Origin of the sequence: Intrasporangium chromatireducens Q5-1 (genome assembly GCF_000576575.1) — a bacterium.
GTDB lineage: Bacteria > Actinomycetota > Actinomycetes > Actinomycetales > Dermatophilaceae > Intrasporangium_A > Intrasporangium_A chromatireducens.
The window spans coordinates 1-10,827 of the sequence record NZ_AWQS01000135.1 but is presented as its reverse complement, the minus strand read 5'-3'; the positions used below and the strand labels follow the sequence as shown (position 1 = coordinate 10,827).

Sequence of the window (10,827 nt, the reverse complement as noted above, 5' to 3'; positions counted from 1 at the left end):
AGCGCACTGTCGATCAGGACTAGCGCACGCTCGATCAGGACTAGCGCACTGTCGATGGGAGGGTCAGGCGTCGGCGAGGGCCTGCCGGAGCAGCTGGACGAGGGCGTCGCGCTGGAGCGTGTCGCCGGAGACCACCTCGACGTCGCTGCCGTCGAGGGCCCGAGCCGCCAGCCCCTGCTTCGCGTCGATGAGCTCGGCGATCTTCGAGTCGATCGTGCCCGCGGCGAGGATGCGCCAAGCCGTCACCGGCTCGTCCTGACCGATCCGGTGGACCCGGTCGATCGCCTGCTGCTGCTCGGCGGCCGTCCAGGACAGCTCCGAGAGCACGACGTTGGACGAGGCGTGCAGGTTGAGGCCGACCCCGGCGGCGAGGAGCGAGCAGACCGCGACGGAGACCTCTGGGTCGTTCTGGAAGGCGTCCACCGCTGCCTGACGCTGGGTCATCGTCTGGTCACCGCGGATCGTGACGGTGCGCAGGCCGGCCTCGTGGAGCACCCGCTCGGCCTCGTCCATGACGTCGATGTGCTTGGCGAAGAAGACGACCTTGCCGACCGAGTGGGACAGCTGCGCGGCGTAGTCGGCGGCCAGGCCCGCCTTGCCCTGGCCGATCCGGCGCACGAGGGTGAAGACGTTGTCGCCCTTGGCGGCCTTGTCGCTCGAGCCGGCCTTGAGCTCGGCCAACGCGACCCGCTGCATGAGGGTGAGGTCCGGCTCGCCGTCGACCTCGACGCCCGAGCCCTCGGCGAGCAGCGCGCGGTAGCGCTTGGCTAGCCGCTCGCCGAGCGCACGCTCCGCCTTGCGGATCGAGCGGCCGATCTCGTCGTCGAGCTCGACCGTGATGTCGGCGATCCGCTTGTCGGGCAGGTCGCTCGCGACGTCGACCTTGCGGCGGCGCACGATGCCCATGTCGATGACGGCCTGCCGTGCCTCCGGGTAGAAGTCGCGGTCGGCCGGCGTCAAGCCGGTCTCGTCGAGCCGCCGCAGGATCGGGGCGGAGGGCTTGCCGTCCCTGATCCAGCCGAGGAACCGCCAGATCGCCCCGAAGTCCTTGACGTCGTTGATGAGCGGCGTGCCGGTGAGGGCGAGCATGAGCGGGTCACCGCCCGGCGTCCCCTCGCGGACGTGGTCGGCGAGCGCCAGCACCTGACGGGAGCGCTGCGACTGGACGTTCTTGATGAAGTGCGCCTCGTCGACGACCATCGAGTGGAAGCCGAAGCTCGACAGCCAGGCGAAGTGCCGGTCGAGGATGGCGTAGTTGACGACGAAGACGTCGGCGAACGCGTCGACGTCGTTGCCGTCGCCGCTGATGATCGTGACGCGCCGCTGGGGCGTCCAGCGCTCGACCTCGCGAGCCCAGTTGATCTTCACGACGTTGGGGACGACCGCGAGCATCGGGTACGCGTTCGCGACCGACGCCGCCAGGACCGACTGGGCGGTCTTGCCGAGGCCCGGCTCGTCGGCGAGCAGGAAGGTGCGGTGCCCCTCGAGGACCGCCTGCAGGAACCGCGACTGGTGCACCATGAGGTGCTGCCCGGGCGGGGAGAAGCGGTCGATCGCGGGCTTGGGCGGCAGCTCCATCGTGGCCGCGCCGCCGCCGGAGCCCTGCTCGAAGGCGCGGTAGAGCGGCTCGAGCAGCTCCCATCGGGCCAGGTTCTGCGGCAGGTAGCTCTCGCGCGCGGCCCGCTCCACGTCGGGAACGAGGAAGGGGTTGGCCATGGCCCGGATGGGAACGGACTGAGGGAGCACCTGCTTCGCGGCGAGCTCCGGGGGCAGGAGCGGCTTGGCCGGCTCGGGGCGCGTGATGACGAGCTCCTCGGGCGAGAGCTCGGCGCCCGACTCGAGCAGCCAGTCGCGGCGCATCTGCTGGGCGGCTGGGCTCGGCTTCGCGTCCGGGTCGAGGAGCCCGAGCAGGCTCGTGTCCCGGGCGGCGATCTGGGCCAGGATCGAGGCGATCCCGTCGAGGCGCTTGAGCAGCTCGTCGCGCTGGGCCGTCGGGATCGTGGTGTCCTCCTTGACGCGGGCCCGCTCGGCCCGCATCAGCAGTGCGATGACCTGGAACTTGGTCCGGTTCGTCGGGGTGGCGCGTCCCTTGGAGGTGACGCGTGCCTCGACCTCCCGCACCCGGCGCGCGAGGACGGGGATGAGCGGCGCCGTGTCGGCACGGCGGTGCTCGCCGTTGGGCTGGGCCGGACGATCGGAGGTCCGGCGGCGAAGTCGCGTTGGCATATTCCTCTTCGTGACGCGGTGGCGACGAGGATCGAGATCCTGCCCTGCGCCACGGCACGGACGATCGAGGTCCAAGCGGACGTCCCGGGGAATCCCTCCTGAGGTCCGATACCTCGCCCCGCTGTGGAACGCAGTGACTCGATTCTACAGCCGGTCGGGCCAGCCTGGTGCCGACCGGTCAGGACAGCCTGCCCCGACCGGTCAGCGCAGCCTGGTGCGACGGGTCAGGTCAGCCTGGTGCCGACCAGAGCGCCGATCGCGTAGGTCACCGCCATCGCGATGAGGCCACCGCCGACGTTGCGCACCATGGCGCGCCCGGTCGGGCTCTTGCCGAGGCGCGCGCTGGCCCAGCCGGTGAGGGCGAGGGCGGCCGCGACGGCGAGCACCGTCACCCAGGTGCGGATCGATGCCGGGCTGAACGTGATGACGAGCAGCGGCAGCAGGGAGCCGACCGTGAACGCCGCCATCGAGGCCCACGCCGCGTGCCACGGGTTCGTCAGGTCGGTCGGGTCGATGCCGAGCTCGACCTCGGCGTGCGCCGCGAGGGCATCGTGAGTGGTCAGCTCCTGCGCGACCTCCTCGGCGAGGGCGCGGCTGATCCCCTTGGCCTCGTAGAGCTGGGTCAGCTCCTCGAGCTCGCCCTCCGGGTCCTCGTGCAGCTCCCGGCGCTCGAGGTGGAGCATGGCCCGCTCGGAGTCGCGCTGCGTGCTGACCGAGACGTACTCGCCGGCCGCCATGGACAGCGCCCCGGCCACGGCGGCGGCGACACCGGCGATGATGATGCTGCCGCGGTCGCTCGTCGCGCCGGCCACACCGACGACGACGCCGGCCGTCGAGACGATGCCGTCGTTGGCGCCGAGGACGGCGGCGCGCAGCCAGTTGAGGCGGGCGCCCAGGCTCTCTCCCTGTGGCTCCGGGTGGTCACCCGTGTTCGGCATCTCGCTGCCGGCGCTGATCTCGGACATCTGCACTCCGATCGGTCGGTTACCCCGATCCTGTCACCCCGGGCGCCCCGATCGGGCTCCGGGCCTCAGGTCGTGGTCGTGTCGTCCGCCCGGTCATCCGACGTGTTGCTCCCGCGACCCCCGAGGCTCGGCAGCTGGGGCAGCTGCGCGCCGTTCTGTTGCGGCCCGAACCCGTTCTGCCCCAGTTGGTTCTGCTGCTGGCCCAGCCCGTTCTGCTGCTGGCCGAAGCCGTTCTGCCCCTGGCCGAAGCCGTTGCGCGAGCGCGGGAACTGCCCACCGCCGGGGAACCCGCCCTGGGTGGCGCCGCGATCCGAGCCGAGCGGCAGCGCAGCGGCCGCGCCGATCGCCCCGGCCGACACCAGGACGATCGTGACTCCCGCGACGACCGCGGTGCGGCCGGCCGACCACCGCGGGCGGCTCGTCGCAGCGGGAGCCGGCTCAGCGGCATACCGATAGGGCTCTGGTGGCGGCGGCACGTCGAGGGGGTTGGTCGTCATGGCGACGACTGTCGGGCGCGCGGCTGTGGCACGGCTGTGGCGCTGCTGTCGCCACGCTGCGGCTCGCCATGACAGCGCGCTCAAAGGGCGCGCACAGGAAGGTACTGGCGCTGGCACAGTGAAGCGGGCTTGACTGGGGGTATGAAGGACAGGACCGCGTCTGCGCCCCAGCTCCAGCGGCTCGACGGCTCGCCTGTGCGCGTGCTCGTCGTCGACGACGAGGCCAACCTCACCGAGCTGCTCGGGATGGCGCTGCGCTACGAGGGCTGGGAGGTGCGCCTCGCCGCGACCGGGATGGAGGCCGTCCGGGTGGCGCGCGAGTTCGACCCCGACGCGGTCGTCCTCGACATGATGCTGCCCGACTTCGACGGGCTCGAGGTGCTGCGGCGGATGCGCGCCGACAACCCGCTCGTCCCCGTCCTGTTCCTCACCGCCAAGGACGCGGTCGAGGACCGCGTCTCCGGCCTGACCGCCGGTGGCGACGACTATGTCACCAAGCCTTTCTCGCTCGAGGAGGTCGTCGCCCGGGTGCGGGCCCTCATGCGTCGCACGACCGTCTCGATGAGCGCCGCTGACTCCGTCCTCGTCGTCGGGGACCTCACCCTCGACGAGGACAGCCACGAGGTGACCCGTGGCGGCGAGGAGATCCACCTGACGGCCACGGAGTTCGAGCTGCTCCGCTACCTGATGCGCAACCCGAAGCGGGTCCTGTCCAAGGCGCAGATCCTCGACCGGGTCTGGAACTACGACTTCGGGGGCCAGGCGAACGTCGTCGAGCTCTACATCTCCTACCTGCGCAAGAAGATCGACGCGGGCCGCGAGCCGATGATCCACACGATGCGGGGCGCTGGGTATGTCCTCAAGCCTGCTCTTTGAGCCGGCCGGGACGACAGGTCCTCCTCCCGCGCAGCCGCCGCCCCCCGAGAGGGGGCCGGACCGGTTGCCGTGGTGGCGCCGCCTGCTCGAGCAGGCGCCGCGCGTGCGACCGCTCTCGCAGTGGACCCTGCGGGCCAAGCTCGTCGCGGCGACCCTGGCCCTCGTCACGGTCGTCACCCTCCTCACCGGTGCCTTCACGATCGTCGCGCTGGACCGCTACCTCACGTCCCAGGTCGACGCGCAGCTGACGTCGGCGCTGGAGCAGGCGACGGGCCCGCGTGACCAGCTGCCCTTCACCCCTGGCGACGGCGACGAGAGCCACCGCGGGCCCGGCAACGAGGGCCTGCTCGCTTTCATCGGCTCGGTCAACTCCGGCTTCGCGACGACCCGTGACAACGAGCGCGTCCCGCTGACCGGCTCCCAGCTGGCCGAGATCAACAACGCCGGCGTCGGCCGCGACGGGACGACCCTCAACCTCGGCGGCGACATCGGGAGCTACCGCCTGATGGCGACGCGCGGGCTCCTCCTGGTCGGCAACACCCGCGCGCCGGTCACGATGGTCGTCGGACTGCCGACCGGCCCGCAGGAGCAGACCGTGCGCCGGATGGTCCTCGTCGCGATCATCTGCGGTGGCGCCGGCATCCTCGTCGCCGGTGGCGTCGGCACCTGGATCGTCCGGCGCACCCTCGCGCCGCTGCGGCGCGTCGCCGCGACCGCGAGCCGTGTCTCCGAGCTCAACCTCACGGAGGGGCAGGTCGCCCTGGGGGAGAGGGTGCCCCCGGAGGACACCGACCCGCACACCGAGGTCGGGCAGGTCGGCGCCGCGTTCAACGACATGCTCGAGCACGTCGACGAGGCGCTGACGGCGCGGCACCAGAGCGAGCAGCGGGTGCGCCAGTTCGTTGCCGACGCCAGCCACGAGCTGCGCACCCCGCTGGCCTCGATCATCGGTTATGCCGAGCTGTCCCAGCGGGAGCGCGAGCCGGTGCCCGAGCGGGTCCGCCACGCCCTGAGCCGGATCGGCAGCGAGGCGGACCGGATGGCGGGGCTCGTCGGCGACCTGCTCCTGCTCGCGCGCCTCGACGCCGGCCGACCCCTCGACCGCACCGAGGTCGACCTGTCCATGCTGGCTGTCAACGCGGTGAGCGACGCCCACGTCGCCGCGCCGGACCACACCTTCTCGATCGACCTGCCCCCGGAGCCGGTCTGCGTCCCCGGCGACGAGCCGCGGCTGCACCAGGTGCTCGCCAACCTCCTGGCCAATGCGCGCACCCACACACCCGCCGGCACGACGGTGACGACCAGCGTCCGCCGCGACGGCGACTGGGTGCGGGTGGGCGTCCACGACAACGGACCCGGCGTGCCGGCTGCCTTGCAGCCCAACGTGTTCGAGCGCTTCGCCCGCGGAGACGACGCCCGCAACCGCGCGAGTGGCAGCACCGGCCTGGGCCTGTCCATCGTCGCCGCGGTCGCGCGCGCCCACGGCGGTCGCGTCGAGCTGCACAGCCGCCCGGGCGACACGACCTTCACCGTGCTGCTCCCCGCCTGCTAGCCGACCGACCCACGAAGGCGCCGTATGCCGCTGAGCCGGCGGAGCGGCATACCGTGTCCGCGGGCACGGGGCGCGTTCTCATGAAACGGGCAAAGTGCCGCCACAGCGACGGCACAGCGCCGACCGCGAGCGTGGACCCGTGACGACGACTCTGGAGCGCGGTGGCGCGACGACCGACCTGACCGACGCACGACGCAGCGCCGCCGCGCGGCAGGGCCGGGTGGCGCGAGCCTGGCGCGGCCCGCAGGAGGACCCGCGGTGGGCCCGCCCGGCTCTGTGGGCGCTGCTGCTCGTCACTCTCGTCCTCTATACCTGGGACCTCACCGCGAGTGGCTGGGCGAACTCGTTCTACTCCGCCGCGGTGCAGGCCGGGAGCCAGAGCTGGAAGGCCTTCCTCTTCGGCAGCTCCGACGCGGGCAACTCCATCACCGTCGACAAGCCACCCGCCTCGTTGTGGGTGATGGCCCTGTCGGTCCGGGTGTTCGGGCTCAGCTCGTTCGCCATCCTCCTGCCCCAGGCGCTCATGGGGGTCGGCACGGTCGCGGTCGTCCATGCCGCGGTGCGGCGCCACTCCGGGCCGGCCGCTGGACTCATCGCCGGGGCCGTCGTTGCGCTGACGCCGGTGGCGACCCTGATGTTCCGGTTCAACAACCCGGATGCCCTGCTGACCCTCCTCATGGCGCTCGCGGCCTGGGCCACCCTGCGCGCGGTCGAGGCGGCGTCCCCTCGTTGGCTCGTGCTTGCCGGCGTGTTCGTCGGCTTCGGGTTCCTCGCCAAGGCGCTCCAGGTGCTCCTCGTCGTGCCGGCGCTCGGCATCGCCTACCTCGTCGCGGCACCGACGACGGTGCGTCGTCGAGTCCTGCACTCGTTGATGGCGATCGGCGCGATGGCCGTCTCGGCCGGGTGGTGGGTCGCGCTGGTGCAGCTCGTGCCCGCGAGCATGCGGCCCTACATCGGCGGCAGCCAGGACAACTCGTTCCTCGGAGCGACGTTCGGCTACAACGGTTTCGGCCGGCTCACCGGCAACGAGACCGGGTCGGTCGGCGGCGGCAACGGCTGGGGCGAGACCGGTCTGCAGCGGATGTTCGGGCCGGGCATCGGCGACCAGATCTCGTGGCTCCTCCCCAGCGCCTTCGTGCTGCTCGCTGTCGGCCTGTGGCTGCGGCGCCGCGCGCCGCGCACCGACCGGATCCGCGCGGCCTACCTGGTCTGGGGCGGCTGGCTCGTCGTGACGATGCTCGTCTTCTCCTTCATGGCCGGCATCTTCCACCAGTACTACACGGTGGCCCTGGCGCCGGCGATCGGCGCGCTCGTCGGCATCGGCGGGGTCGAGGTCTGGAAGCACCGGCACGAGTCGATCGGCACGGTGACGCTGTCCGCGGCAGTGGCCCTCGCGTCGGTCTGGGGCTTCATCCTCCTGTCCGGCACGACCGCCTACGGCGAGTGGCTCCGGTTCGTCGTGCTCGTCATCGGGATGTCGGCGGCACTGCTGGTGTTGGCGTTGAACTGGCTCGACCGGCGGGCAGTTCCCGTCGTGGTGGCGGGGGGCCTCGTCGCGGCCCTCGCCGGCCCCGCGGCCTACAGCATCTCGACCGCGAGCGTCGGGCACACCGGCTCGATCGTCGTGGCGGGACCGACCGCGACGGGCGGAACGGCCGGCTTCGGCGGTGGCCCGGGCGGGTTCGGGCGCCGCGGTGGTGGCCGTGCCGGTGGCCTGCTCGACGCCAGCACGCCGAGCACCGCGGTCGTCGCGGCTCTCACCCAGGACGCCAGCCAGTACACGTGGGCGGCCGCGGCGGTCGGGTCGCAGACGGCGGCCGGGCTGCAGCTCGGCACGGGGTTGCCGGTCATGCCGATCGGCGGGTTCAACGGCTCCGACCCGTCGCCGACGCTGGCCCAGTTCCAGCAGTACGTCGCCCAGGGCCGCATCCACTACTTCGCCGCGAGTGGCCGCGAGGGCGGCTTCGGCGGCGGCTTTGGCGGGGGCTTTGGTGGGGGCGGTTTCGGCGGTGCCTTCGGAGGCGGTGGTTTCGGTGGCGGACCGGGTGGGGCCGCGGGCCCGTCGGGCGGGAGCGATGCCGCCCAGCAGATCGCGTCGTGGGTGCAGGCCAACTTCACGGCCGTCCAGCTCGGTGGACAGACGTTCTATGACCTGACGCAGCCGTTGTCATGACCGTCGCCGGTGGACTGCCGCGTCAGCTGGTGCGGTTCGCCGCGGTCGGGCTCGTCTCGACCGCGGTCCACCTGGGCCTCTTCGCGACCCTGGCGTCCGCCGGCGTCGCGAGCCAGCTCGCCAACGGCACCGCGCTCGTCATCGCGACCATCGGCAACACCGCGGCAAACCGATGGTGGACCTTCGGGGTGGTGGGACGCCACCGTCTCGTGACACACCACGGGCAGGCACTGCTGATCTTCGCGATCACTTGGGTCGCGAGCACGGCGGCACTGGCGGTCCTGCAGGCAGTCCATCCCGCAGCCTCGACAACGTCGCAGACGGCCGTCGTCGCCGCCGCCAACATCGCCTCGACCGTGCTGAGGTTCGTCGCGATGCGGTCGTGGATCTTCCGCGGCCGGCAGGAGCCGCCCGCGCCATCGGCGCCGCCCGCGCTATCGGAGCCGCCCGCGCCATCGGCGTCGGCGGTGCCGCCGGCGTCAGCGGCGGCACCACGGCACCTCAGTCGTGGTCGTCGGGTCCGGCCACCGCGGTCCACCACGGGGCGGTGAACCGGTCCGCGAGCTCGTGTGGCTCGGCGGCGGTGAGGTCAACCCGTTCGCCGACCCTCGGCGCGATGACGGGGACGTCGGCGGCGCGGGCAGCGGTGAGCGTGCGGCGAATCGGCTCGCTCCACCAGTGCATCGCGAGGTTGAACGTCGCCCAGTGGACCGGGAGCATGACCGAGGCGCGGGCGGCCGTGGGCATGGTGCGGGACGTGGTCGTGGGCTCGCCCTCCTCGTGCGCACCGCCGGGTGTGTCGATGCGCTCGTCGCCCGGCAGGAACTCGTCGGCCTCGCCGGCCGCGTCGGCGACCAGGGCCCTCGCGTCGTCGCCGATCCGGTTGACGTCGCGGTGCGCTGCCACGGCCTGCTCCGGATCCATGTGGATGTCGGGCCAGAACGCGTCGTACGCGCCGACGGGCACGAGCGTCAGGTCGAAGGGGCCGAGGTCGGCGCCGATGTGGGCGAAGCGTTTCGAGGTGCCCGAGTCTCCCGCGAACCACGCGCTGTGACGGGGCCCGTGGAACGCCCAGCCTGCGTAGAGCGAGACGCTCTCGACGATGCCGCGACCCGAGTTGTGCCGCGCCTCGGTGCACGTCAGATGGACCCCCTCGACCTGCACCGACTCCCGCCAGTCAAGCGCGGTGACCCGGTCGGGTGCGACTCCCCAGGCGAGCAGGTGCAGGTCGACCCCGAGCGGCACGACGTAGTGCGGCCGGTGCGAGCGCTCGAGGCGGACGATCGAGTCGAAGTCGAGGTGGTCGTAGTGGTCGTGCGAGATGACCACGGCGTCGAGCGGGGGAAGCTCCTCGATCTCGCCCGGCACCGGGTGCATCCGCTTGGGCCCGCGCCCGCGCACGGGCGAGACCCGCTCCCCGAAGACGGGGTCGAGGAGGAACCGTCGACCGTCCAGCTCGAGGAGCGTCGTCGCGTGGCCGTACCACGTCACGGCGAGGTCACCGGTCTGTGGCGGCACCTCGGGCGTGACGATCGGGACCGCACCGACGGCGCGGCCGCGCTTGTGGACCCGGATGGCGGCCAGGGCGGCGCTCGTCTGGGCCTTGACGCGCGGCCGCAGCGAGGGCTCGTCGCCCTGGAACCGGCCATCGCGGAAGTTGGGCGAGTGCTGGACGTGCGCCACGATCGCGCTCGGGGAGGCGCCCATGCGCGTGAAGATTCTGACGACCTGCCGTGCACGAGACCGGGAGCTGACCGTGGCGACGGCGGTCGAGAGCGCCCGCGCCCACGGCCGCTCTGAGGTGGCGAGACTTCGCATGGGCGTCATCTTCCCTGACGCGGCTGTCCGACGCCGCAACGGGTCGCCGAAGCAAGGCGCACCACTTGGCGTCACGTTGATGCGAAGTGGTGTCATAGATGGTGTTGACATGACGTCATAATGGCGTCATGATGGTGCACATGGACATCACCGAGTACGTCGACACCCTCCGAGCAGACCTCGTCCAGGCCGCTCGCGCCATGGGCCCCGAGATCGAGCAGGCGGCCGAGCGGCTGTCCTTCGCACTCGACTCGTCGGCCCGCCTCGCCCTGATGGACGCCTTGTCCCACGCGGCGGCCGAGATCACCAATGAGCTCGACGGCACCTCCGTCGAGGTGCGCCTCCAGGGCCGGGAGCCGGTCTTCGTCGTCGTCCGCAGCGCGCCTGCGCCGGCCGAGCCGATCCCGACGAGCGATGACGCGGCCGACGACGACGGCGAGACGGTCCGCATCACGCTGCGGCTCCCCGAGTCGCTCAAGACGAAGGCGGAGGAGCTCGCCTCCGGTCGTGGCCAGTCGCTCAACACCTGGCTCGTCTCCGCCGTCCGGGCCGCCACGACCCCCGGCCTGACCATCAACGTCGGTCCCTTCGGTGCCGGCCTCTCGACCCCCTCCGGCTCCGGCCGGGTCCGCACGAACAAGCGCGTCCAGGGCTGGGTCCGCTGACCCCCTGCTCGCCCGACCATCGGCCACCAGCCACGAGGAGACCAGCATGGAGCAC

Annotated in this window: 9 protein-coding genes; 5 read left to right on the top strand and 4 right to left on the bottom strand. The window is 72.2% G+C overall.

All coding sequences use genetic code 11. The features are described from left to right. Positions 1-63: 63 nt before the first annotated feature. From N864_RS14610 to N864_RS25700, 3 genes are all read right to left on the bottom strand, one after another. Complete coding sequence (locus N864_RS14610; protein WP_034718201.1) at positions 64-2,226, bottom strand: DEAD/DEAH box helicase; 2,163 nt, start codon at positions 2,224-2,226, stop codon at positions 64-66. A 224-nt stretch (positions 2,227-2,450) separates the two neighbouring features. Next, the gene (locus tag N864_RS14605) at positions 2,451-3,191 is read right to left on the bottom strand and encodes a VIT1/CCC1 transporter family protein (protein ID WP_205620959.1); all 741 of its coding nucleotides are present in this window, start codon (positions 3,189-3,191) and stop codon (positions 2,451-2,453) included. Positions 3,192-3,256: 65 nt separating this feature from the next. After that, on the bottom strand, positions 3,257-3,688 hold the full coding sequence (locus N864_RS25700) for a hypothetical protein (RefSeq protein ID WP_034718197.1): 432 nt from the start codon (positions 3,686-3,688) through the stop codon (positions 3,257-3,259). A gap of 141 nt (positions 3,689-3,829) precedes the next feature. On the opposite strand from N864_RS25700, the gene N864_RS14595 reads away from it, so the two are divergent. From N864_RS14595 to N864_RS14580, 4 genes are all read left to right on the top strand, one after another. Further along, positions 3,830-4,564, top strand: coding sequence for a response regulator transcription factor (locus N864_RS14595; RefSeq protein WP_034718194.1), 735 nt, complete (start codon positions 3,830-3,832; stop codon positions 4,562-4,564). Between the two features lie 103 nt (positions 4,565-4,667). Beyond that, positions 4,668-6,116 (top strand): sensor histidine kinase, encoded by a 1,449-nt coding sequence (locus tag N864_RS14590; protein ID WP_338033645.1) that lies wholly within the window; start codon positions 4,668-4,670, stop codon positions 6,114-6,116. 139 nt (positions 6,117-6,255) lie between these two features. After that, positions 6,256-8,289 (top strand): glycosyltransferase family 39 protein, encoded by a 2,034-nt coding sequence (locus tag N864_RS14585; RefSeq protein WP_051518607.1) that lies wholly within the window; start codon positions 6,256-6,258, stop codon positions 8,287-8,289. After that, complete coding sequence (locus N864_RS14580; RefSeq protein ID WP_051518606.1) at positions 8,286-8,840, top strand: GtrA family protein; 555 nt, start codon at positions 8,286-8,288, stop codon at positions 8,838-8,840. The genes N864_RS14585 and N864_RS14580 overlap by 4 nt, the downstream gene beginning before the upstream one ends. On the opposite strand, the gene N864_RS14575 is transcribed toward N864_RS14580, so the two are convergent. Next, the gene (locus tag N864_RS14575; protein ID WP_034718190.1) at positions 8,791-10,107 is read right to left on the bottom strand and encodes an MBL fold metallo-hydrolase; all 1,317 of its coding nucleotides are present in this window, start codon (positions 10,105-10,107) and stop codon (positions 8,791-8,793) included. The genes N864_RS14580 and N864_RS14575 overlap by 50 nt on opposite strands. Before the next feature lie 128 nt (positions 10,108-10,235). Here N864_RS14575 and N864_RS14570 point away from each other — a divergent pair, with 128 nt between their 5' ends. Further along, on the top strand, positions 10,236-10,772 hold the full coding sequence (locus N864_RS14570; protein ID WP_205620958.1) for a histidine kinase: 537 nt from the start codon (positions 10,236-10,238) through the stop codon (positions 10,770-10,772). Positions 10,773-10,827: the final 55 nt, after the last annotated feature.

Excerpts from the sequence above, each read along its gene's own strand:
- N864_RS14570 (WP_205620958.1), top strand. The coding sequence starts at position 10,236 with ATGATGGTGCACATGGACATCACCGAGTACGTCGACACCCTCCGAGCA.
- N864_RS14595 (WP_034718194.1), top strand. The coding sequence starts at position 3,830 with ATGAAGGACAGGACCGCGTCTGCGCCCCAGCTCCAGCGGCTCGACGGC.
- N864_RS14575 (WP_034718190.1), bottom strand. The coding sequence starts at position 10,107 with ATGCGAAGTCTCGCCACCTCAGAGCGGCCGTGGGCGCGGGCGCTCTCG.
- N864_RS25700 (WP_034718197.1), bottom strand. The coding sequence starts at position 3,688 with ATGACGACCAACCCCCTCGACGTGCCGCCGCCACCAGAGCCCTATCGG.
- N864_RS14605 (WP_205620959.1), bottom strand. The coding sequence starts at position 3,191 with ATGTCCGAGATCAGCGCCGGCAGCGAGATGCCGAACACGGGTGACCAC.
- N864_RS14610 (WP_034718201.1), bottom strand. The coding sequence starts at position 2,226 with ATGCCAACGCGACTTCGCCGCCGGACCTCCGATCGTCCGGCCCAGCCC.
- N864_RS14580 (WP_051518606.1), top strand. The coding sequence starts at position 8,286 with ATGACCGTCGCCGGTGGACTGCCGCGTCAGCTGGTGCGGTTCGCCGCG.